Raw genomic sequence first — 21089 nt, 5'->3', positions numbered from 1 at the left:
CGCGGCTTTGGAGTCAAGATGCCGCGCGGCTCTCCCGCCGGTTGGCGCAGCGTCGAACCCGGACAGCACAGGGTGACCGATCCGGCCGCGGTCCCGGTTACCGCCGGGTACTCCGGGACGGCCGCGCAGGTCGGCCGGACAGCGACGCAGGTGGGCGGCCTGCGCACGGTTTCGGCGGCGGTTTCCGCATCGGCGCGGCGGGCGCGGGATGGATCACATTCCGCGAGTGGCCGGATGCTTCGCGGCGGACGAAAACAGGGGAACTTCGGGCAGCTCGGCACCCGATTCCGGGTCCCCCGGACAGGGGTTGCGCACGCCCGGAAGCGACGCTTGGCAACGGATGCGTCCCGGTGATCAACTGGGCGGGCCCGAACTCCCGGAGGTGCGCACGATGCCCGTACCCGACGCGTCGCTTCCCGACCTGGTCCTGCGCAGGCTGGCGATCAGCGAACAGGTCGCCGCCGCGAAGTTCGGGGCCGGGCGGCCGGTCGACGATCCCGTCCGCGAGCAGCGGGAGCTGGCCCGCGTCCGAGTGCTTGCCCGGGAAATGGGCCTCGACCCGGAGCTGGCCGCCGGTTTCCTGTCGGATCAGATCGCCGCCAGCAAGCAGGTCCAGCATCGGCTCTTCACGCACTGGAGCGCGCATCCCGGCGACCTGCCCGAGGGCGGTCCCGACCTGTCGGTGCTGCGGGCCGAATTGGACGGTCTCACGGTCGCTCTGCTGGACCGGCTGGCCGCGACCGGCGCGGAGGCCCTGGAGCCGCCGGAGAGCCCGGTTGAGCTGCAGGAGCCGCTTCGGACGGCGTTCCGGACGCTGACACGACAACGGCCCGCCCCCGGAGGTTCCGGGAACGGGCCGTGACGACTGCTCAGGACGCTTACTTCGACGGCGGAGCCGAAGCGGGCGCGGACGGCGCGGGGGCGCCGGCGGCCGGTGCGGCGGCCTTGTAGGTGTCCATGTCGGTGATCTTCCACGTGTTGCCCTGCAGCTGGGCGTCCACGTGCATCTGCGCCGTGCCCGCGGCGGTCTGCTTCGTGTCCGCACGCGTCGACGTCTGGTCGATGAACAGCATCACCCTGGCGAGGTCGCCGTTCAGCCGGATCACCGCGCTGCGGGTGACCTTGCAGGTCACGACCACCTTCTGCTCCGGAGCCAGCTTCTTGACCTGGCCCATCAGCGCGTTGTAGCTCGTCTTGACCTGGTCGGTGGCGAGCAGCTGGTTGGCCGCGTCCTCGGTCTTCTTGATGTTGTTGAAGTCGTAGGAGAACAGCGTCTCGATGGCCTTCGAGACCTGGTCCTTGACCTGCGCGGTCTTCGCCACGTCGAGCACCGCGCGGTTGCTCGTCGAATCGGCCGCGTCCGAACCCTTGACCTGGAAGATCACCGCCGCCGCGACCAGTGCCAGCCCGACCACCAGCAGCAGTGCGACGCGCACGGTGTTGCGGCTGACCACGGACCGCTGAGCCGGCACCTCGGCGGCGTCCTCCGCCCGGGCCTTGGTCTCGGCTTCCTCGACGTCCGAGGGCTTCTCCGAGCCGGTGTCGCGCTTCTTGCGCCGCGGGCTCGGCCGGGCCGGTTCCTCGTCCTCGACGGTCTCGCCGGTGAGCGCGTCGACCTCTTCGGCCGGGGCTTCCTTGGTTACGCCGGAGACCTCGGCGGCGTCTTCCTCGACAGCGGTCTCCGCGACCTCGGCCGAAGCGGGCTCGGTCTCGGTCGAAGCGGGCTCAGGGTCGGCCGGGCGCACCAGGCCGCCGCGGGGAATCCGCAGTTCCTGGGTCACCTCGGCCGGATCCGCGTCGGGGAGCGGCCGCGGCCGGGGGCGCGGCTTGGGCGAGGCCGCCGGCGCCGCCGGGTCCGACGGCTTGCGCAGCCCGGCGACCTTCGGCTTGCGAGCCGGTGGCGTGCTGCTGCTGCGCGGTGGCTGGCGACGGGAGGGGGGCACTGCGGAACTCCGATCTGCGGGTGAAGCTACTTGCCGGCGGCGACGAGCGGCACTTGGTCGATCCCGGACAGCTTCCACTTGCCGTCGACCCGGGTCATCTGGACCTCGAGCCGCAGCGCCTTGGTGGCGTTCTTCCCGCCCGCCGAGGTGTCCGTGCTGATCGCGGCCAGGAAGCTGGCCTTGCCGTCGTGGTCGTTGAGCTCCTCGACCGCGATGTCCTGGATCGTGGTGGTGACCTTGACCTTCTGGTCGGTCAGCGCCTTCGAATAGTTCGGCTGGGCCTGCTCGATCTGCTTGGCCATGTCGTCGCTGGAGACGTCCTTCTGCTGCTGGAAGTACGTGTCCAGGTGCTGGTAGTCGACCTGGGTGTAGGCCAGCACCGCGGCGGTGCCGTCCTTGAGCACGTCGTCGCGCGCCGAAGCCAGATCCCGGTCGCCGTCCATCTCCGCGACCAGCCACATGATCCCGAACACGATCGCCACCACCAGCGCGGCGAGAGCGAACGCCCCGGATCCGAACAGCCACACCCGCGGCGATCCGGGAAGCGTCCACTTTTCCTTCGCCGCCACCGCCGTTGCCGGTTCGGGCGTATCAGCGGTCACCTCTTCCTCGGCGACCGCGTGCTCGGCACTCATAACACTCCAGAGTAGGTAACAGTCATCAAATCCCGGTCAGCCGAGTCCCAGCAGCGAGCCCATGCTGTTCAGCGAGACCCCGGGGCTGCCGACGACGCCCGGCACCTGAGCGTCGCGCTGCTCCTGCAGCTGCTGCGCCGGCCGGTTCTGGTTCGCCGCGATGTCCTGCTGCGACGGCTGCACCGGCACGCCGTTGTACGGCGCGTTCTGGGAACCCCGGACGTTGATCGGGCTGCCCTTCGGCTCGGCACAGTAGGCCTTGTCGTCCTCGGGCCGGGGCGAGGTGTCCGAACCCGGACGGTACTGGCTGTAGGGCAGATAGCCCTTCGTGCACGACGGCGGGTTGAACAGGTTCAGCACCAGGCCGAGGTGCGCGGTCCCGTCGCCGGGGGCCACCGACGGCGCGGCGGCCGCCAGTGCCGGATAGGTCACCAGGCCCTGTTCGAGGCCGTCCAGCCGGGTCACGGTCAGGTTGGCCGTCGTCAGCAGGTTCGCGGTCAGCGCGCCGAGGCCGGGCCCGGTCTCCTTGAGCACCTGGCTGATCTGGGTCGCCACCTGCGGGGTGACGCCGATCAGCTTGCGCAGGTCGCCGTCGGAGTTCTTGAGCGTCCCGCTGAGCTGGTTGAGGCTCTTGGAGAAGGACGCGAAGTTCGACGCCTCGTCGTTCTGCGTGTCCAGCACCTGGCCGCCTGCCTGCAGCAACTGCACGGTCTGCGGCAGGTACTGCTGCGCGGTGGTGGTGAAGCTGCGCGCGGTGTCGAGCAGCTTCTGCAGGTCGCCGCCGGTGCCGCGGAACGCGTCGTAGGACTCGTCGACGACCTTCCGCAGCGCGTCGGTCGGCACCGAGGCCGACAGCGAGTCGAGGTCGCCGAGCAGCCGGTCGGTGCTGACCGGGGTGCTCGTGCGGGCGGCCGGGATCACCGAACCGCTCGCGAGGTACGGGCCCTGGTCGTTCTTCGGCCGCAGGTCGACGTACTGCTCGCCGACCGCGGACCGGTTGGCGACGACCGCGTCGAGGTCGGCGGGCACGCGCGGGGCCGACGGGTCGATGTTCAGGTCGGCCTCGAGCCCGCTCTGGGTCAGCCGCAGCTGCCCGACGCGGCCGACGTTGAAGCCGCGGTAGGTGACCTCGGCGTTGGTGAAGATCCCGCCGGATTCGTTGAGCTGCAGCTTGACCGTGTACCCGTTGCTGCCGAACACCGTGCCGAGGCCGGCGAACCGGATCAGCGCGTACACGATGGCCACGACCGAGATGATGGCGAAGACCACCAGCTGGATTTTCGTCCTGCGCAGCAACATCAGCCAGCACCTCCGGAAAGCACCCCGAACAGGCCGGACAACCCGCTCTGCGACGGCTGCCCGCCGCCCTGGCCGCCGGTCGAGGACGGAGCCTGCTGTTGCTGCGCGGGCTGGCTGCCCGGGAACGACAGCGGCGGCGGCTGGTTCGCGGGCGAGCCTTCGACGCCGCCGGTCAGCCCCGGCGCGGGAAGGAGCCCGTTCAGGCCGTTCTGCCTGCTGCGGCCGAGGTTGTCGATGACGTCCTTGAGGTTCAGGTCGACCTTGGCGAACAGGTTGAAGTAGTCGCCCTTGACGTCGTTGTAGGCCTGGTCGGTGAACGGATAGGTCAGCAGGATCTCCAGCGCCTTCGGCAGGTCGCTGCCCGCCTCGCCGAGCTTCTGCAGCGTCGGCGTGAGCGCCTTGAGGTCGGCGACCAGGTCCGCCTTGCTCTTGTTGACCGTGTCGGTCGCGACGCCGGAGAGGTTGTTGAGCGCGTTCAGCATGGTCACCAGCTGGCCGCGCTGCTGCTCCAGCACCCCGAGCCCGGGCCCGAGGTTGTCGACCGCGCCGACCAGCTTGTCCTTCTGGTCCCGCAGCGTCATGGACAGCCGGTTGAGGCCGTCGAGCGCGCGGGTGATGTTGGCCGACTGGTTGTCGAGGTTGGTGACCAGCTCGTTCGCGTTGGCCAGCAGCGCCTTGATGTCCGGCTCGCGGCCGGCGGTGGCGTTGTTGAGTTCCTTGGTGATCGTGTTGAGCTGCTCCACGCCGCCGCCGTTGAGCAGCAGGGACAGCGCGCCGAGCACCTCCTCGACCTGGACGTCGCGGCCGGTGCGCGCGAGCGGGATGGTCGCCCCGTTCGCCAGCTGCCCGGTCGCCTCGTCGCCGCCCGGCGAGGCCAGCTCGACGTACTTCTCGCCGAGCAGGCTCGACTGCTTCACGTTGGCCATCGCGTTGGCTGGCAGCTTGACGTCCCCGTTGACCTCGACGGTCACCTCGGCGTGCCAGCCGTCCGGCGTCAGCCCGATCGACTTGACCTGCCCGACCGGCACCTCGTTGACCTTCACCCCGGACTGCGGGACGAGGTCGAGCACGTCCTTGAACTGGATCTTCAGCGTGTACGGGTGGCTGCCGAGGTCGGCCCCGCCGGGCAGCGGGACGTCGTAGACGCCGTTGAACGCGCAGCCGCTCAGCACGAGCGCGGACACCGTGGCGAGCGCTCCGCCCGCGGCGAACTTCGTCAGTCGCTTCACGTCAGCTCCCCTGCGTCCCGTAGACCTGGCCCTGCAGCGGGAGCGGCAGCGGCGGCAGCTGGCCGTTCTGCATCGCCTGGATGACCTGCGCGGTGGACGGCAGCGGAACCACGCCGTCGACCACCTTGGCGATGCCGTCGCAGGCGTTGCCGAGCAGCTGCTTGGTCACCGAGGTCTGCTTGAGCAGGCTGCAGACCATCACCAGCGGCGGCTGCGTCAGCTCGTTGAGGTTCGGCCGCGCGTCGAGCGTGCCGGACGAGCCGTTGTAGACGCCGACGATGTTGGACAGCGCGACCGGCGCGACGTCGAGGATCTCGGCGAGCGAGCTGCGCTGGTCCACCAGCACCTTGGTCACGCTGGCCAGTTTGTCCACATTGGACTTCAACCGGCCGCGGTTGCGTTCGATGAAGCCCTGCACCGACTGCAGCGTGGTGCCGAGCTGCTGCACGGTCTGGGCGAGATTGTCCTTCTCCCCGGCGAGGAATCCGCTCACGTCGGCGAGCTGGCTCTCGAACTGGCGCACCTGGCCGTCGCTGTTGGCGAGCGACTGGGAGAACTTGCCGAGGTTCTGCACCGTCTGGAAGAGGTCGTCCTTGTTGCCCGCCAGCGTTCCGGACGCCTGCCCGAGCTTGGTGATCGTGTCGTGCAGCGCCTTGCCGTTGCCGTCGAGGTTGTTCGCGGCGGTGTTCAGCAGGTCCGAGAGCGAGCCGTTCTTGTTGGCCCCGTTCGGTCCGAGCGTCTCGCTGACCTTGGCGAGGCTGGCGGCGAGCTGGTCGACCTCCAGCGGCACCTCGGTGCGGTCGAGGCCGATCGTCGCGCCGTCGGAGATCCGCGGGCCGCCGGTGTAGGCCGGGGCGAGCTGGACGTAGCGGTCGCTGACCAGCGACGGCGACACGATGACCGCCTTCGCGTCGGCGGGCACCGCGACCGAGCGGTCGTACTCGAGGTCGACCCGGACCTGGTTGCCCATCGGCTGGATCTTGGTCACCGTGCCCATGTCCACGCCGAGCATCCGGACGCTGTTGCCCTCGTAAAGGCCGACGGCGCCGGAGAAGTACGCGGTCAGGTGGTTGCGGCCGGCGTCCTTCAACGTCCACCAGAGCGCGCCCGCGACCACGAGCGCGAGGACGATCGCGATCGTGAAGCCGCGGGTGAGCGACTGGCCGAAGCGGGTGTCGGTCATTTGGAGTTGCACCCCTCCGGATTGAGCGGGCCGACCGAAGGAAGCACCAGGCCGCAGATGTAGTTGTCGAACCAGTGCCCGGTGCCGATCGTGTTGTTGAAGACCCGGATGAACGGCGCGAACTTCTGGATCCCCTGCGCCAGCGAGTCCTGGTTGCGCTGCAGCATCGACGTGAGCTGGTCGAGCTGGGTGAGCACCGGGTTCAGCTGGCCGTCGTTGTCGTCGATCAGGCCCTGCAGCTGCGTCGACAGCTGCTTCGAACCGTCGAGCAGCGTCTTGATCGCCTGCTCGCGCTTGCCGATCTCGTCCAGCAGCTGGTTGCCGTCGGTGATCAGCTTCTGCACCTCGGCGTCCCGGTCGACCAGGGTCTGCGACACCTGGCGCGTGTTGGCCAGCAGGTTCGCCAGCTGCGAATCACGCTTGGCGATCGTGTCCGACAGCTTCGACAGCCCGGACAGCGCGCCCTTCACGTCCTGCGGCGTGTTCGAGAACGTCTGGGTGATCGCCTCGAAGCTCTTCGACAGCTGGTTCGTGTCGATCGCGTCGACCGTCTGCGACAGGCCGCGGAACGCGTCGAGCACGTCGTACGGCGACATCGTGCGGTCGCGCGGGATCGGCGAACCGGGGTCGAGGTTGCCGTTGCCCTGCGGGTCGAGCGCGAGGTACTTCTGGCCGAGCAGCGTCTTGATCTTGATCGCCGCCGTGGTCTTGTCGCCCATCCAGGCGTCCTTGACCTTGAACGACACCTTGACGTTCGGGCCGTCGAGCTTGATGTCGGACACCTTGCCGACCTTCACGCCCGCGATCCGCACGTCGTTGTCCTTCTGCAGCCCGGCCGCTTCGGAGAAGTCCGCGCTGTAGGTGGTGCCGCCGCCGATCACCGGCAGGTCCTCGGAATTCATGGCGGCGACGAGGCCGAGCGCCATGACCGCGATGCCGACCAGCGCGATCGGGATCGGGTTGCGTTTCTGGAAGGACTTCATGGCTTGCACCTGTCCCGGTTCACCGGCGCGAGCGTGAAGTCCGTCGGCGGCAGCAGCCCTGGCACGCCCACCGTCCCGGTCATCTCGCAGGAGTAGAAGTTGAACCACGAGCCGTAGTCGGCGGTGCGGGTGAGCGCACTGACCTTCTTCGGCATGAACTGGATGAAGTGCTCGACGAGCGGCTCGTTCTGGTTCAGGTTCGTGGTGAGCTTGCCCAGAGCGGCGATGTCGTCCTTCAACGGAGCCCGCGCGTCGGTCAGCAGACCGGCGGTCGTGTTGGCCAGGTTGCCCAGCCCCTCGATCGCGTCGCCGATCGGCTTGCGGTCCGCGGCGAGGCCGGACACCAGCTGCTGCAGCTTCACGATCAGGTCGTTGAGCTGCGGGGTGTGCTGGTTGACCGTGTCGAGGACCGAGTTGAGGTTGTCGATGACCTCGCCGATCACCTGGTCCTTGTTGGCGATCGTGGTGGCCAGCGAAGCGGTGTGCGACAGCAGGCTTTCCACCGTGCCGCCCTCGCCCTGCAGGACCTGGATGACCTCGTACGACAGCTTGTTGACGTCGGCCGGGTTCAGCGCGGTGAACAGCGGCTTGAAGCCGTTGAACAGCTCGGTCAGGTCCAGCGCGGGCGTGGTGCGCTCGAGCGGGATGGTGTCGCCCGGCTTGAGCGTCGCGCCGCTGGTGTCGTCGCCCTCGCCGAGCGAGACGTAGCGCTGGCCGACCAGGTTGCGGAACTTGATCTGCGCGGTGACGCCTGCCGGGAGCTTGCGTCCGGAGTCGACCTCGAAGTCCACCTGCGCCTGGCGCTTGTCGACGATCTTCACGTCCTTGACCTGGCCGACGCGGACGCCGGCGATGCGCACGTCGTCGTTCGGCAGCAGGAGCGTGGCGTCGGTGAACCGCGCGGAGTAGGCGCTCGTGCTGGTGGTGTTGATGTTCGCGATGCTGATGCCGAGCACTGTCGTGAACAGCACCGTGACGACCACGAAGATCGTCAGCTTGATCAGCGGTGCGGCGAGTCCCCTCACTTGACCGTCACCTCCGTGCCCCGGTAGAGCGGGCCGACGAGCAGCGAGCCCCAGCCCGGGAACTGGTTCTGCGAAATCCCCATCTCCGGGCTGACCAGCGCGGCGAGGAAGTTGTTCTCGGCCGCGGTGTTGACCGGGTTGCCGCCCGAGGTGCCGCCGCCGTTGGCCCCGGCCGCGTCCGCCTTGAAGTTGGCCGGGTTGAGGCCCTCGCCCACGGTCTTCGGAGCCGCGCCCTGTTTGGTGCCGTCCTTGAACGGGCCGTCCGGCGGTTGCTGCGGGAACGGGTCCGGCGCGGGGTTGAGGTCGTAGCAGCGCGGGCCGCGCTTGTCCTCGAACCGCGGTTCCTCGCCCGGCTTGTACGGCCCGCGGTTGACGACGACCTCGATGGTCGCGTTCAGGCCGGGCTTGCCGTTGTACTTGCCCAGCGCCGCGTCCGCGACCGGCACGACCTTCGCCATCTGCTTCAGCACGCACGGGTATTCCGGCGAGTACTTGGCGAGCAGCTCAGCGGTCGGGCGCGCGGTGCTGGCGAGGCTGATCAGGTTCTGCGAGTTCGCCTCGAGGAACGACTGCAGGTCCTGCGACGCGGTGGTGAGGTTGCCGTAGAGGCTCGACAGGTTCGCCTGCTCGGCGACCACGGTGCGCGTGGTCGTGCTCAGGTTGTCCAGGCTCTGCACCAGATCCGGCGTCGCGTTGCTCAGGTGGCCGGAGAACTCCGCGAGCGCCTGGAGGTTGTGCTGCAGCTCCGGCTCGTGCGGGTTCAGCTCGCCGATGTACTGGCCGAGCTGCGAAAGCGTTTCGCCGAGCGGCTTGCCGCGGCCCTGCAGCGCGGTCGAGATCGCGGTGAGCGTGCTGGACAGCTTCTGCGGCTGCACCGCCTGCAGCACCGGCATCAGGTGTTCGAGCGCCTGGTCCAGTTCGACCGCGCCGGAAGTGCGGTCCTGGGTGATCACGTCGCCCTGGGAAAGCGTCCTGCTCGACGGGTCCTGCGGAATCTGCAGCGACACATAGCGTTCGCCGAACAACGTCTTGGGAAGGAATCGCGCGGACACGTTCTCCGGAATCAGCTTCACCGACTCCGGATCCATCGCCAGGGTCAGTTCCGCGCCGTTCTCGGTGGCCTTGATGTCCTGCACCGAACCGACGATCAAACCGCGGACCTTCACGTCCGACTGCTTGAGCAGCTGGTTGCCGATGTGGCCCGCGTCGAGCTTCACGGTGACGAACTTGCTGAACGCCTTGTCGTACATCGCGATGCTGAGCGCGATCCCGCCGACGAGCACCGCCACCAGCAGCAGGCCGAGCAACCTGCGCCGTAGTGTGGTCATCCCGCAATCCTCACCGTGACGTCGGTTCCCCAAATCGCGAAACCGATGAAGAAGTTCACGACCGAAACCGTGACGATGGAAAGCCGCACCGCGCGGCCGACGGCCACGCCCACCCCGGCGGGCCCGCCGCTGGCCCGGTACCCGAAGTAGCAGTGCGAAAGAATGATCAAAACGCTGAAGATCAGCACTTTGATGAACGAATAGAGCACGTCTTGCGGTGGTAGGAACAGGTCGAAGTAATGGTCGTAGGTACCCGCGGATTGTCCGTAGATATAGATAACGACCAGCCGCGAGGCGAGGTACGAGCTCAGCAGGCCGATCACGTACAGCGGGATCACGGCCACGAACCCGGCGATGATCCGCGTGGTCACCAGGTACGGGAGGCTCGGCACGCCCATCACCTCGAGCGCGTCGATCTCCTCGGAGATCCGCATCGCGCCGAGCTGCGCGGTGAAGCCCGCGCCGACCGTCGCCGACAGCGCCAGCCCGGCGACCAGCGGCGCGATCTCACGGGTGTTGAAGAACGCGGTGAGGAAGCCGGTGAAGGCCGAGGTGCCGATCGAGTTCAGCGCCGAGTAGCCCTGGAGGCCGACGAGAACACCGGTGAACAGCGTCAGGCCGACCATCACGCCGACCGTGCCGCCGATGACCGCGAGCGAGCCGGAACCGAAGCTCACCTCGGCCAGCAGCCGCAGCACTTCCTTGGTGTAGCGGCGCAGCGTGCGCGGCGTCCACAGCAGAGCCCTGCCGTAGAACGACATCTGGTCGCCGAGCGTGTCCAGGGTCTCCAGCGGGCGGTTGGCGATCCGCTTCGCCCCCGAGAGGAACGTCATGATCAGTCCAGCTTTCCGGGCACGAGCTGCAGGTAGATCAGCGTGATCACGAAGTTCACGACGAAGAGCAGCAGGAACGTGATGACCACCGACTGGTTCACCGCGTCGCCGACGCCCTTCGGGCCGCCGCTCGGGTGCAGGCCGCGGTAAGCCGCCACGACCGCCGCGATGAAGCCGAAGATCAGCGCCTTGATCTCGCCGACCCAGAGGTCGGGCAGCTGCGCGAGCGCGGAGAAGCTGGACAGGTACGCACCAGGGGTGCCGCCCTGGAGCACGACGTTGAAGAAGTAGCCGCCGAGCACGCCGATGACGCTGACCATGCCGTTGAGCAGGAGCGCGACGAGCATCATGGCGAGCGTGCGGGGCACGATCAGGCGCTGGACCGCGGAGACGCCCAGCACCTCCATCGCGTCGATCTCCTCGCGGATGGTCCGCGCGCCGATGTCCGCACAGACCGCGCTGCCGCCCGCGCCGGCCACCAGCAGCGCGGTGACCAGCGGACTGGCCTGCTGCACAGTCGCCAGCACCGAACCGGCACCGGTGTAGGACTGCGCGCCGAGCTGGCGGGCGAGCGCGCCGAACTGCAGCGAGATGACCGCGCCGAACGGGATCGCGACGAGCGCCGTCGGCAGGATCGTCACGCTCGCGACGAACCAGGCCTGCTGGATGAACTCGCGGAACTGGAACGGGCGCTGGAAGATGCCGCGGATGATGTCGAGGCCGAGCGCGAACAGGTTCCCGGTCTCCCGCAGCATTCCGTAGCCGGGGATCTTGGCCGTGCTGGTGGTCACGCGCCACCCTGCCCGTGCCGGGGCGACCGGCGGTCGGCGGCGCCGGGGATGCGCGCGACCTGGTCGGCGGGAAGCTGTCCCTGGTGCTGGTTGGGCACCGGACCCGGCGAGCTGACCGGAGGCAGCTGCTGGGTGTCCTCGGGGCCTGGCTGGTGGTGGAAGGCGCCGGGGTTGGGCCGCACGTTGTAGTGCCGCTGCTGCTCGGGCGTCAGGGATTCGATGATCCCCTCCTGCGCGCTCGGCGGGAGCGTGTGCAGGATCCGCATGACGCGGTCCATCCGCCGCTTCGCCCCGGCCCGCTCCGGCACGCCCGGGCTGACCTGCATCTGCGGCACCACGCCGCGCACGTCCTCGTTGAGCACGTCGCCGTGGCCCGCCTCGGCCTCGGCCTGCTCGCGGGCCATCTGGGCGCTGTCCTTCTCCTCGGACATGCCGATCGGGCCGAGCTTGCGGCCGTTGAGGAACTGCTCGACCACCGGTTCGTCGCTGGTCAGCAGCACCTCGCGCGGACCGAACATGACGAGTTCCTTGCGGAACAGCATGCCGAGGTTGTCCGGCACCGTGCGGGCGAGGTTGATGTTGTGCGACACGATCAGGAACGTCGCGTCGATCTGGGCGTTGACGTCCAGGAAGAGCTGCGAGATGTAGGTCGTGCGGACCGGGTCGAGACCGGAGTCCGGCTCGTCGACCAGGATGATCTCCGGGTCCAGCACGAGGGCGCGGGCGAGGCCGGCGCGCTTGCGCATACCGCCGGAGATCTCGCCGGGGAGCTTCTTGTCCGCGCCTGCCAGACCGGTGATCTCGAGCTTCTCGAGCACGATGCGGCGGATCTCGGTCTCGGACTTCTTCGTGTGCTCCCGCAGCGGGAAGGCCACGTTGTCGAAGAGGTTCATCGAGCCGAACAGCGCGCCGTCCTGGAACAGGACGCCGAAGAGCTTCCGGATCTCGTACAGCTTGTGCTCGGAGCAGGTGACGATGTCGACGCCGTTGATGACGCATCGTCCGCGGTCCGGCTTGAGCAGGCCGATCATCGACTTCAGGAACACGGACTTGCCGGTTCCGGACGGGCCGAGCATCGCCGAGACCTCGCCGGGAGGCAGGGTCAGCGTCACGTCCCGCCAGATGGTCTGCTTTCCGAAGGACTTCGTCAGACCTTCGATGACCACCTCGGCACCCATCGCACCTCCAGGAGCTGTTCCGCGTCGTCGCGCACCGCCGCCCCGTCACCGCTGGCAGCGGCGGAGCTCGCGCGGCGAACTCCGCTTCAACCAGGTGCAACGAGCTGAGCGCGAACAGGTTACTCACCAGTTTTGTTCTCTGGCCAGCCCCCGTGCACACCTCACGCGACGGGGATCCAGTACGGCGACCGCTGGCAGCACGGTAGTGCACGTCACGTTCGGGCGCAGATCCAGATGGCCGACTTCCGCTCACCCTGACGGGTTAACCGGCGGAAACGCGGCAAACAGGGGGTGACCCGGCGTCGCCGGACGCACGGTTTGTTCGCCTGAACGAGGGTGTCGCGGGCCCGGCTCGGCAACTGTGCGTCTTTTTTGTCCGGACAGCGAAAGGGGCGGGCACCCGTGTCGGGTGTCCGCCCCTTTCGAGGTGGTGCAACAGGCGCTTGCGCGCCCGGGATCACTTGATGGAGATCTTGGCGCCAGCGGCCTCGAGCTTCTCCTTGGCGGCCTCGGCGGCCTCCTTGTCGACCTTCTCCAGGAGCGCCTTCGGAGCGGCCTCGACCAGCTCCTTGGCCTCCTTCAGGCCCAGACCGGAGACGACCTCGCGGACGACCTTGATGACCTGGATCTTCTTGTCGCCGGCCGAGTCGAGGATGACGTCGAACTCGTCCTGCTCCGCAGCGGCCTCGGCGGGCGCGGCGCCCGGGGCGGCGGCGACGACGGCGGCCGGGGCGGCGGCGGTGACGTCGAAGACCTCTTCGAATTCCTTCACGAACTCGGACAGCTCAAGAAGGGTGAGCTCCTTGAAGGCGTCGATCAGATCGGCGGTGCTCAGCTTCGCCATGATGGCTTCCTCTCAGAAAAACGAACGAGACGTTCGGGGGGTGGGGTGGTTCAGCTCTCGGCGGGTGCTTCGGCTGCTTCGGTACCGGTGGCGTTGCGCTGCTTCTCCTCCAGCGCGGCAGCCAGGCGGGCAACCTGGGACGCCGGCGCCTGGAACAGCGCCGCGGCCTGGGAAAGCTTCGCCTTGAACGCGCCCGCCGCCTTGGAGAGCAGCACCTCGCGGCTGTCGAGATCGGCGATCTTGGTGATCTCGTCCACGGACAGCGACTTGCCGTCCATGTAACCGCCCTTGATGACAAGCGCGTTGTTTTCCTTCGCGAAGTCGCGAAGCGCCTTCGCGGCGTCGACTGCCTCGCCGTGCACAAAAGCGATCGCGGTCGGGCCGACGAACAGGTCCTCGATCCCCTCGAGGCCGGCGTCCTCAGCGGCACGCTTGACGAGGGTGTTCTTCGCGACCCGGTACTTGGCACTGGTGCCGAGAGCGCGGCGCAGCTGGGACAGCTGAGTCACGGAGAGGCCGGTGTACTCGGTAACGACGGTGGCCGAGCTGCTGCGGAAACTCTCCGCGATCTCGGCGACGGCCGCCACCTTGTCGGGCTTCGCCATGGTCGCCTCCTCTCTTGGCTAGTGTCACCACTGGCTTCGGCGGAGGCGCCCCCGAACGAAAAAACGCCCACGCGCAGTCAGACGCGGGGCGTTGCCCAGCCGTGAAGACTGGGGTGAAAGCCTCGTTCCTCCTGCGCGGGCCGTCGCCGTTGCGGGCGAACCTTCGCTCCCCGGGAATCCGGAGAGAACCAGCGGTCTTTGGTAGAACCGTCGACCAGCATACGGGAGGGTTGTTTGCCGTTCGCGGGCACCCCCTTGCTGAGCTGCGAGAACCGGGGCAGTCTCGGGAAATCGCGCCGGAGCGGGCATCATTGGTGACGTGGCGGAACAGCGTGATCACGGAAAGCCGGAAGAAACCCCCTCTCCCGGTTCGGGCGGATCCTCGGCACAACCGCCCGCGCAACCGCCTGCGTTGCCTCAGCCCGGTGGAGCCGAGGTCACGCCGCGCACTCCCGCGCAACCAGCGGCGAGCGAGCCTCAGCTGGATCCGGAGCAGCTGCGCCAGTTCCAGGAATTCCAGCGGTTCCAGGAGTACCTGCGGTTCACCCAGTCCCAGCAGGGCGCCGAACCGGCCCCTGACGCGGGTCTGGTCCCGGCCGGAAACCGCCAGCCGCAACCGCTGGCCGGTGGCCAGCCGCCAGCCCCGCCGAACCAGCCGGGAGCCCTGACCGCGTACGAAGAACCGCCGAAGAACCGTCGCCCGGTCCCGCGCTGGGTGAAGCGGCTCGGCGGGAAGATCCTGGGCTGGGTGATCGCCCTGGTCATCCTCGGGATCCTGGTCAACTGGGGATACCACCAGATCTTTCCCAGCGACGACGGCAAAACCTCGGCCCAGATCGCCGCCGAGGGCGGCGGGACCTACCACACGAACCACATCTTCTCGACGAATCCGAACGAGGCGGTGCGGTTCGTCTACCACAACATCGCCCAGGGCCGGGTCGACGACGCCTGCGGGCGATTCCGCGAGGACATCCAGGACAAGTTCGCCAAGGACACCACCGGCCAGCCCGATTGCAAGGTCGCGGTCGAGAAGCTCCACGCGCAGGTGAAGAACGTCAACGACTACGCCGAATCGCTTCCGTCGTACGTCTCCGGCCCGACTCCGCCGCCGGTGACGACAATCGATTCCTGCTCGTTCAGCGTGAGCGGCGGTCCGGCGCTAGGCGTGTTCAAGGTGACCAGAGTGGACAAAGGCCAGTGGCTGATCACCGATCACCTGCCCGGCCCCGAGAAATGCCCTCCTCCCACGGCGACCTCCACCCCGGGCTGACCGTCAGGCAGGCGAGCTGATCGGCAACCGGGTCTCCCCCGTGTCCGAGTACGCGAAGAAGTCCACCAACGACGCCGCGAAAGCCGGATGTGCCACGGCTTCCATGTGATTCCCCGGCACCCGCACCAACCTCGCACCGGCGATTCCCGCGGCGAGGCGTTCCGGCTGGGTCGCCAGTTCGTCCGACTCCCCGGCCAGGATCAGCGTCGCCGCCGACAGGTTCGTGAGTCGCATCGGGCCGTGCGGGGTCGCGTGCATGACCGCGGCCAGTGCTTCGACGTCCGCGCCCGCGCGGCGGGCCAGGCGGCGGAACGGGCGGGCCGCCGGCGGCACCTGCGACCGGTCCTCGGCCAGCAGTCCGTCCGCGATCTGGCTGCGGTTGATGACCCGGGCGTCCACCCCGCCGAAGTCCACGATTCCCGCGCCGACGCCGCCGACCGCGAGGCAGCGGACTCTCCGGTCACTCGTAGCCACCAGCAGCGAGACGATCGCGCCCATCGAATAGCCCGCCAGGCACACCTCGTCCAGGCCGAGTTCGTCGAACAGCGCGGTCAGGTCCGCGGCCATGATGTCCTCGCCGTAGGCCGCCGGGTCGTGCGGTTTCTCCGACTCGCCGTGTCCGCGCGCGTCCAGCGCGATCACCGTGAACCCGGCCTTGACCAGTGCGTCCACGACTCCGGGGTTGACCCAGTTCACCTGGGAATCGGCGGCGAAACCGTGGTGCAGCACGACGGGCCGCCGGTGCCGTCCGTCGCCCTCCCAGACCGTGTAGCTCAGCTGGAGCCCGTCGGGGGCGAGGAACGTCGTTGGCATACGTCCATGAGACACGAAAAAAGGGTGGTCACGCACGAAGCGTGACCACCCTTTCGCGTGATGTGCGACTCAGACCGCGGCTTCCTCGGAGAGGAGGTTGCGGGTCCGCGCCGGGTCGACCGGGATGCCCGGGCCCATCGTCGTGGTGAAGGTGATCTTCTTGACGTAGCGGCCCTTCGCCGACGACGGCTTGGCGCGCAGGATCTCGTCCAGCGCGGCCGCGTAGTTCTCCACCAGCTTCTCGGTGTCGAACGACGCCTTGCCGATCACCAGGTGCAGGTTCGCCTGCTTGTCGACGCGGAAGTTGATCTTGCCGCCCTTGATGTCCTTCACGGCCTTCTCGACCGCGGGGGTCACCGTGCCGGTCTTCGGGTTCGGCATGAGGCCGCGCGGGCCGAGGATGCGGGCGATGCGGCCCACCTTGGCCATCTGGTCCGGCGTCGCGATCGCGGCGTCGAAGTCGAGCCAGCCACCCTGGATGCGCTCGATCAGTTCGTCGGTGCCGACCGCGTCCGCGCCGGCGGCTTCGGCCTCAGCGGCCTTGTCGCCGACGGCGAAAACGATGACGCGGGCGGTCTTACCGGTGCCGTGCGGCAGGTTCACGGTGCCGCGGACCATCTGGTCGGCCTTGCGCGGGTCGACCCCGAGACGCATCGCGACCTCGACGGTCGCGTCCATCTTCGTCTTGGAGGTCTCCTTCGCCAGCTTCACGGCCTCGAGCGGCGCGTACAGGCGCGCCTTGTCGATCAGCTCCGCGGCCTGGCGGTAGGCCTTGCTGTGCTTGGTCATGCTTCTGTCCTTAGTAAGTCAGTGGATCAGTGTGGTGACGAGCCAGCACCTGGCTCTCCCACTGGTTTTGCTTCAGCGAGGCCGAAGCAATTACTCGACCGTGATGCCCATCGAGCGGGCGGTGCCGGCGATGATCTTCGCGGCCTGGTCGATGTCGTGCGCGTTGAGGTCGGTCTCCTTGGTCTTCGCGATCTCGCGGACCTGGTCCCAGGTGACCTTGGCGACCTTGGTCTTGTGCGGCTCGCCGGAGCCCTTCTCCACGCCCGCGGCCTTGAGCAGCAGCTTGGCGGCCGGCGGCGTCTTCAGCTTGAAGTCGAACGACCGGTCTTCGTACACGGAGATCTCGACCGGGACGACGTCCCCGCGCTGCGACTCGGTCGCGGCGTTGTAGGCCTTGCAGAACTCCATGATGTTGACGCCGTGCTGACCCAGCGCCGGGCCGACCGGCGGCGCGGGGTTGGCCGCACCCGCCTTGATCTGCAGCTTGATGATCGCCGCAAGCTTCTTCTTCTTGGGTGGCATTACCTTGTGTCCTTCTTAACTGACGTGAGTCCCCCGCACACCTGCCAGTACGCGGGGACTGCCGACCGGGATGGCCCGGCCGTCAGATCTTGGAGACCTGGCTGAACGAGAGCTCGACCGGGGTCTCCCGGCCGAAGATCGACACCAGGACCTTCAGCTTCTGCCCGTCGACGTTGACCTCGGAGATCGTGGCGGGCAGCGTGGCGAACGGGCCGTCCATGACGGTGACCGACTCGCCGACCTCGAAGTCGACCTCGACGGCGGGCGCACCGGACGGCGCGGCCGCAGCGGATTCGCCGCCCTTGGCAGCCTTGGCCGGGGCTTCCTTCTCGACCTGCGGGGCGAGGAACTTCAGCACCTCGTCCACGGTTAGCGGCGACGGCCGCGAGGTGGCTCCGACGAACCCGGTGACGCCCGGGGTGTTGCGGACCGCGCTCCACGACTGGTCGTTGAGGTCCATCCGGACCAGGATGTAGCCGGGCAGCACCTTGCGCTGCACCTGCTTGCGCTGGCCGTTCTTGATCTCGGTGACCTCTTCGGTCGGGACCTCGATCTGGAAGATGTAGTCCTCGACGTCCAGGGTCTGGGTACGCGTCTCGAGGTTGGTCTTGACCTTGTTCTCGTAACCGGCGTACGAGTGCACGACGTACCACTCGCCCGGCGCGGCCTTGAGCTCGGCGCGCAGCGCGGCGACCGGGTCGTCCGCCTCGGGGGCGGGCTCGGTCACGTCGGCTTCGGCGGCGTCGTCCGCTTCCTCAGCGCTCTCGTCGGCGGCGACCTCGTCCTCGGCGACGGGCACCTCGACGGCGTCGGCGGACTCCTCGTCGCCGGGTGCCGTCTGCACCTGCTCGTCGGAAAGCTCGGTCAGGTCGCGACCGGCTTCGGTGCCGTTGTCGGAGGTCACGTTCCGTCCTCTCAGTTGATCGCTTGCCGGGCCGGACCGGGGCCCGGCCAGCGCGGTGGCGCGCCCGTTGCGGGCGTCAGCCGAAGACCAGCCCGACCAGCTCCTTGAAGCCGAGATCGAGGCCGCTCACGAGGGCCACCATGAACACCACGAACACCAGCACGACCGCGGTGTAGGTGACCATCTGCTTGCGGTTGGGCCAGATGACCTTGCGGAGCTCGGCCCAGACCTCGCGGATGAACCGCGTGAACCGGGCGAACACCGAGGCCTTCTTGGCCTTCCGGTCCCGTTTGGGGGTGGGCACGCCCTTGGCGTCGGCGGGCTTCGCGACCTTGTCGCCCGCCTTGCCGGACGGACGGGTCGAGCCCGGCCGTGCCTCGGACTTGCCTGCCGGCCGAGCGGAAGCGCGGCGTTCGCGCCGAGCCGCGGCGGACACCGGGCGGGATTCGACTCCGGGCTGCTTGCCCGAATCGTCCTGCTCGTGCTCGCCGCTGGCGTCGCTGTCGCTCACGACCACTCCTCCGCTCCACCAGTTCCCGTACGCAGGGGTGACAGGACTTGAACCTGCAACCTGCGGTTTTGGAGACCGCTGCTCTGCCAATTGAGCTACACCCCTGTGGAGCCCGGTCACCCTGGCTCCGGAGGACGCATTCCATCGTCCCCACCATCCGGCGGGGATGACCGTAGTGCGTTCCGAGTTCCGAAGTCTACGGCAACCCGTATGAAGCCTCGCAACCCAGCCCCCTCGACCGCGCCGCGACGGTCTCGCGGCACCCCGGAGACGGCCGTTCCGGACCCTTCGGACAGCACCCCGGAATCCTCGGCGAAGATCACCTGATCGTGCGAATATGAGCGCGTGCCCGTTATTCGATTAATCGTAAAGCCGCTGACGAGCGCTGTCCCGTCCGGCTTCGCGACCGCTCCGGATCGCTGGCACGGCAACCGAAATCGCTTCCACGCCCGCGAAATTCCCCGCCAGGAAGCCAAGACCGGCACACTGGAAGATGATCTTCGTTGACCCGCAAGCGAAACTCTGATCAAGGAGCAGCGGTGACCTCATTCCGGCTTGGCCTCGCTTTGCCGCAGTACGGCAAGCTCGCCGACCCCTCCGCCATCGCCGGCTTCGCCACCGAAGCCGAGCGGATGGGCTTCGCTTCGCTGTGGGTCGGCGACCGGGTCCTGACCCCGGTCGCCCCGAAGACCTATTACCCGTCCGGTACACCCGAACAGCCGTACCCGCCGGAGTTCGTGCGCTTCGTCGATCCGCTGCTGGCGCTCACCATCGCGGCGAATTCGACCGAGACCGCGCGGCTGGGGTCGAGCACTCTCAACGGCCCGCTCTACTCCCCAGTGCTGCTGGCGCGTTCGCTGACTTCGCTGGACCTGCTGTCCGGCGGCAGGCTCGACGTCGGCCTCGGGCTCAGCTGGCTGCGCGACGAGTACATCGCCGCCGGCGTGCCGTGGGAGCACCGCGGCGCGCGGCTCGCCGAACTGGTCCAGGTGCTGCGGACGCTCTGGACCGCGGATCCGGCCGGGCACCAGAGCGAACGCTGGGACATCCCGGACTCGCTGATCGGCCTGCGTCCGCTGCAGCAGCCCGGTCCGCCGGTGCTGCTGGGCGGGGCGTCGGACGCGGCACTGCGCCGCGTCGGCCGGATCGCCGACGGCTGGCTTCCCGCCGGGCTCCCGATCCCGATGCTGCGGCAGAAGTGGGACGTGGTCGTCGAATCCGCGGAGAAGGCCGGAAGGGATCCGGAGTCGCTGCGCCGGGTGCTGCGGATCAACCCGACGCCGGGCTCGAAGACGGCGTCCGTCGAGGACGTCGCAGCCCAGCTGAAGGCCGCCGAAGCGGACGGCATCACCGAGGCACTGGTCGATCTGCACTATGTGGCCGAAACCGTCCCGCACGCGCTGGAACTGGCGGGCGAACTGCATGCCGCTGTCTTTGCGTGATCACCCGTAAGCGGGTCGTCGGCGAGGAGCGGGACCGGTAAAACGGTCGGGTGGGGGCAAACAAAAGCGGTGGATGCGGGTTGCTCGTCCTCGTGGTCGTGGGGGCATTGCTGGCCGTCGGCTACTACAAGTCGAAGCACGACTCGTCGACCGCACCGCCGTCCGGCGCGGACACCGGCGGCGGCAGCGGCCGCTACGTCGCGCTCGGCGACTCGTACACGTCGGCACCGCGGACCGGGAAGCAGGCGGGCTCGCCAGCCGGATGCGCGCGGTCGGACAACAACTATCCGCACCTGGTGTCGGCGAAGCTGAAGCCGGCGAAGTTCGTGGACGTCAGCTGCAGCGGCGCGACGACCGAGGACTTGACCGACACCCAGTCGACCCGCAACGGCGCGAACCCGCCGCAGTTCGACTCGGTCACCGCGGACACGACGCTCGTCACCCTGGGCATCGGCGGCAACGATGTGGGATTCATCTCACTGGCCCAGACCTGTGTGACCTCCCATCAGAGCGCCTCGCCGTGCAAAGACCGGCTCACCGCGGGCGGCAAGGACGAACTGGCCGACCGGATCAGCGCGACCGCGAAGAAGGTCGGCACCACGCTCGACCAGATCCACAAGAAGGCCCCGAAGGCGCGAGTGGTGGTCGTCGGCTACCCGACGGTCCTCCCCGACGGCGACGGCTGCTGGCCGGTGCTGCCGCTGGGCTCCGGCGACGTGGCGTACCTGAGGGACGCGCTCGGCAAGCTCAACGACGCCCTGTCCGACCAGGCCAAGTCGCACGACTCCGGTTTCGCGGACACCGCCGCGCCGAGCAAGGGGCACGACGTGTGCGCGAACTCGGACGTCAAGTGGGTCGAAGGGGTGATCCCGACGTCCTCGGCCGCGGCCCTGCACCCGAACGCACGGGGCGAAGCGGGGATGGCTGACGTGGTGGAGTCGGTGCTCGGGGTGCACTGAGAG

22 protein-coding genes and 1 tRNA gene are annotated in these 21089 nt (G+C 68.4%); 4 read left to right on the top strand and 19 right to left on the bottom strand.

Annotated elements, in window-relative coordinates; genetic code table 11:
- Positions 1 to 391 precede the first annotated feature (391 nt).
- On the top strand, positions 392 to 862 hold the full coding sequence (gene aroQ / locus WA670_RS42570) for a gamma subclass chorismate mutase AroQ (RefSeq protein WP_336161844.1): 471 nt from the start codon (positions 392 to 394) through the stop codon (positions 860 to 862).
- Between the two features lie 16 nt (positions 863 to 878).
- On the opposite strand, the gene WA670_RS42565 is transcribed toward aroQ, so the two are convergent.
- The 13 genes from WA670_RS42565 to rplJ form a co-directional block, all read right to left on the bottom strand.
- On the bottom strand, positions 879 to 1943 hold the full coding sequence (locus WA670_RS42565; protein ID WP_336161842.1) for a hypothetical protein: 1065 nt from the start codon (positions 1941 to 1943) through the stop codon (positions 879 to 881).
- A 26-nt stretch (positions 1944 to 1969) separates the two neighbouring features.
- A complete protein-coding gene (locus tag WA670_RS42560) occupies positions 1970 to 2578 on the bottom strand; it encodes a hypothetical protein (RefSeq protein ID WP_043827673.1) in 609 nt (202 codons plus the stop codon).
- Between the two features lie 36 nt (positions 2579 to 2614).
- Complete coding sequence (locus tag WA670_RS42555; RefSeq protein WP_037816290.1) at positions 2615 to 3877, bottom strand: MCE family protein; 1263 nt, start codon at positions 3875 to 3877, stop codon at positions 2615 to 2617.
- On the bottom strand, positions 3877 to 5097 hold the full coding sequence (locus tag WA670_RS42550; RefSeq protein WP_336161877.1) for an MCE family protein: 1221 nt from the start codon (positions 5095 to 5097) through the stop codon (positions 3877 to 3879). The genes WA670_RS42555 and WA670_RS42550 overlap by 1 nt, the downstream gene beginning before the upstream one ends.
- A 10-nt stretch (positions 5098 to 5107) precedes the next feature.
- On the bottom strand, positions 5108 to 6289 hold the full coding sequence (locus tag WA670_RS42545; RefSeq protein ID WP_037816291.1) for an MCE family protein: 1182 nt from the start codon (positions 6287 to 6289) through the stop codon (positions 5108 to 5110).
- Positions 6286 to 7272, bottom strand: coding sequence for an MCE family protein (locus WA670_RS42540; protein ID WP_134733102.1), 987 nt, complete (start codon positions 7270 to 7272; stop codon positions 6286 to 6288). Before WA670_RS42540 ends, WA670_RS42545 begins: the two co-directional genes overlap by 4 nt.
- The gene (locus WA670_RS42535) at positions 7269 to 8297 is read right to left on the bottom strand and encodes an MCE family protein (RefSeq protein WP_037816293.1); all 1029 of its coding nucleotides are present in this window, start codon (positions 8295 to 8297) and stop codon (positions 7269 to 7271) included. Before WA670_RS42535 ends, WA670_RS42540 begins: the two co-directional genes overlap by 4 nt.
- Positions 8294 to 9625 carry an MCE family protein gene (locus WA670_RS42530; RefSeq protein ID WP_037816294.1) on the bottom strand — a complete coding sequence of 444 codons (1332 nt, stop codon included), beginning with the start codon at positions 9623 to 9625 and terminating at the stop codon, positions 8294 to 8296. The genes WA670_RS42535 and WA670_RS42530 overlap by 4 nt, the downstream gene beginning before the upstream one ends.
- Positions 9622 to 10458, bottom strand: coding sequence for an MlaE family ABC transporter permease (locus tag WA670_RS42525; protein ID WP_037360186.1), 837 nt, complete (start codon positions 10456 to 10458; stop codon positions 9622 to 9624). The genes WA670_RS42530 and WA670_RS42525 overlap by 4 nt, the downstream gene beginning before the upstream one ends.
- 2 nt (positions 10459 to 10460) lie before the next feature.
- Positions 10461 to 11213 (bottom strand): MlaE family ABC transporter permease, encoded by a 753-nt coding sequence (locus WA670_RS42520; RefSeq protein ID WP_051165981.1) that lies wholly within the window; start codon positions 11211 to 11213, stop codon positions 10461 to 10463.
- 32 nt (positions 11214 to 11245) lie between these two features.
- Entirely contained in the window at positions 11246 to 12427 is a 1182-nt protein-coding gene (locus tag WA670_RS42515) for an ABC transporter ATP-binding protein (RefSeq protein WP_037816295.1), read from the bottom strand.
- A gap of 457 nt (positions 12428 to 12884) precedes the next feature.
- A complete protein-coding gene (gene rplL / locus WA670_RS42510; RefSeq protein WP_336161839.1) occupies positions 12885 to 13271 on the bottom strand; it encodes a 50S ribosomal protein L7/L12 in 387 nt (128 codons plus the stop codon).
- A gap of 50 nt (positions 13272 to 13321) precedes the next feature.
- Positions 13322 to 13876, bottom strand: a complete 555-nt coding sequence (gene rplJ / locus WA670_RS42505; RefSeq protein WP_037816297.1) for a 50S ribosomal protein L10 — start codon at positions 13874 to 13876, stop codon at positions 13322 to 13324.
- Between the two features lie 319 nt (positions 13877 to 14195).
- Here rplJ and WA670_RS42500 point away from each other — a divergent pair, with 319 nt between their 5' ends.
- Positions 14196 to 15146: a hypothetical protein gene (locus tag WA670_RS42500; protein ID WP_336161836.1), complete on the top strand. Its 951-nt coding sequence runs from the start codon at positions 14196 to 14198 to the stop codon at positions 15144 to 15146.
- Between the two features lie 3 nt (positions 15147 to 15149).
- Here WA670_RS42500 and WA670_RS42495 read toward each other — a convergent pair whose 3' ends face one another.
- The 6 genes from WA670_RS42495 to WA670_RS42470 form a co-directional block, all read right to left on the bottom strand.
- Entirely contained in the window at positions 15150 to 15959 is an 810-nt protein-coding gene (locus WA670_RS42495; protein WP_037816301.1) for an alpha/beta fold hydrolase, read from the bottom strand.
- Positions 15960 to 16028: 69 nt separating this feature from the next.
- A complete protein-coding gene (gene rplA / locus WA670_RS42490) occupies positions 16029 to 16748 on the bottom strand; it encodes a 50S ribosomal protein L1 (protein WP_037816302.1) in 720 nt (239 codons plus the stop codon).
- A gap of 90 nt (positions 16749 to 16838) precedes the next feature.
- On the bottom strand, positions 16839 to 17270 hold the full coding sequence (gene rplK / locus WA670_RS42485; protein WP_037360170.1) for a 50S ribosomal protein L11: 432 nt from the start codon (positions 17268 to 17270) through the stop codon (positions 16839 to 16841).
- Between the two features lie 82 nt (positions 17271 to 17352).
- Positions 17353 to 18174: a transcription termination/antitermination protein NusG gene (nusG, locus tag WA670_RS42480; RefSeq protein ID WP_037816303.1), complete on the bottom strand. Its 822-nt coding sequence runs from the start codon at positions 18172 to 18174 to the stop codon at positions 17353 to 17355.
- Positions 18175 to 18250: 76 nt separating this feature from the next.
- Positions 18251 to 18685, bottom strand: coding sequence for a preprotein translocase subunit SecE (gene secE, locus WA670_RS42475; RefSeq protein WP_107051120.1), 435 nt, complete (start codon positions 18683 to 18685; stop codon positions 18251 to 18253).
- A gap of 32 nt (positions 18686 to 18717) precedes the next feature.
- Positions 18718 to 18790: transfer RNA gene (locus tag WA670_RS42470), tRNA-Trp, on the bottom strand.
- A 434-nt stretch (positions 18791 to 19224) separates the two neighbouring features.
- Between WA670_RS42470 and WA670_RS42465 the strand changes: the two genes are divergently transcribed.
- Both WA670_RS42465 and WA670_RS42460 read left to right on the top strand, forming a co-directional pair.
- The gene (locus WA670_RS42465) at positions 19225 to 20127 is read left to right on the top strand and encodes a TIGR03619 family F420-dependent LLM class oxidoreductase (RefSeq protein WP_275293180.1); all 903 of its coding nucleotides are present in this window, start codon (positions 19225 to 19227) and stop codon (positions 20125 to 20127) included.
- 50 nt (positions 20128 to 20177) lie between these two features.
- A complete protein-coding gene (locus WA670_RS42460; RefSeq protein ID WP_336161831.1) occupies positions 20178 to 21086 on the top strand; it encodes an SGNH/GDSL hydrolase family protein in 909 nt (302 codons plus the stop codon).
- Positions 21087 to 21089: the final 3 nt, after the last annotated feature.

Origin of the sequence: Amycolatopsis sp. VC5-11 (assembly GCF_037034185.1) — a bacterium.
GTDB classification, from domain to species: Bacteria; Actinomycetota; Actinomycetes; order Mycobacteriales; family Pseudonocardiaceae; genus Amycolatopsis; species Amycolatopsis nivea.
The sequence above is the reverse complement of the archived record's forward strand: the minus strand, read 5'-3'. Positions and strand labels throughout refer to the sequence as shown.

What these genes read in the sequence shown, in the direction of transcription:
- rplL (WP_336161839.1), bottom strand. Translation starts at nt 13,271, where the DNA reads ATGGCGAAGCTGAGCACCGCCGATCTGATCGACGCCTTCAAGGAGCTC.
- WA670_RS42495 (WP_037816301.1), bottom strand. Translation starts at nt 15,959, where the DNA reads ATGCCAACGACGTTCCTCGCCCCCGACGGGCTCCAGCTGAGCTACACG.
- rplK (WP_037360170.1), bottom strand. Translation starts at nt 17,270, where the DNA reads ATGCCACCCAAGAAGAAGAAGCTTGCGGCGATCATCAAGCTGCAGATC.
- aroQ (WP_336161844.1), top strand. Translation starts at nt 392, where the DNA reads ATGCCCGTACCCGACGCGTCGCTTCCCGACCTGGTCCTGCGCAGGCTG.
- WA670_RS42520 (WP_051165981.1), bottom strand. Translation starts at nt 11,213, where the DNA reads ATGCTGCGGGAGACCGGGAACCTGTTCGCGCTCGGCCTCGACATCATC.
- WA670_RS42560 (WP_043827673.1), bottom strand. Translation starts at nt 2,578, where the DNA reads ATGAGTGCCGAGCACGCGGTCGCCGAGGAAGAGGTGACCGCTGATACG.
- WA670_RS42545 (WP_037816291.1), bottom strand. Translation starts at nt 6,289, where the DNA reads ATGACCGACACCCGCTTCGGCCAGTCGCTCACCCGCGGCTTCACGATC.
- rplA (WP_037816302.1), bottom strand. Translation starts at nt 16,748, where the DNA reads ATGACCAAGCACAGCAAGGCCTACCGCCAGGCCGCGGAGCTGATCGAC.
- WA670_RS42555 (WP_037816290.1), bottom strand. Translation starts at nt 3,877, where the DNA reads ATGTTGCTGCGCAGGACGAAAATCCAGCTGGTGGTCTTCGCCATCATC.
- rplJ (WP_037816297.1), bottom strand. Translation starts at nt 13,876, where the DNA reads ATGGCGAAGCCCGACAAGGTGGCGGCCGTCGCCGAGATCGCGGAGAGT.
- WA670_RS42530 (WP_037816294.1), bottom strand. Translation starts at nt 9,625, where the DNA reads ATGACCACACTACGGCGCAGGTTGCTCGGCCTGCTGCTGGTGGCGGTG.
- WA670_RS42515 (WP_037816295.1), bottom strand. Translation starts at nt 12,427, where the DNA reads ATGGGTGCCGAGGTGGTCATCGAAGGTCTGACGAAGTCCTTCGGAAAG.
- WA670_RS42540 (WP_134733102.1), bottom strand. Translation starts at nt 7,272, where the DNA reads ATGAAGTCCTTCCAGAAACGCAACCCGATCCCGATCGCGCTGGTCGGC.
- WA670_RS42525 (WP_037360186.1), bottom strand. Translation starts at nt 10,458, where the DNA reads ATGACGTTCCTCTCGGGGGCGAAGCGGATCGCCAACCGCCCGCTGGAG.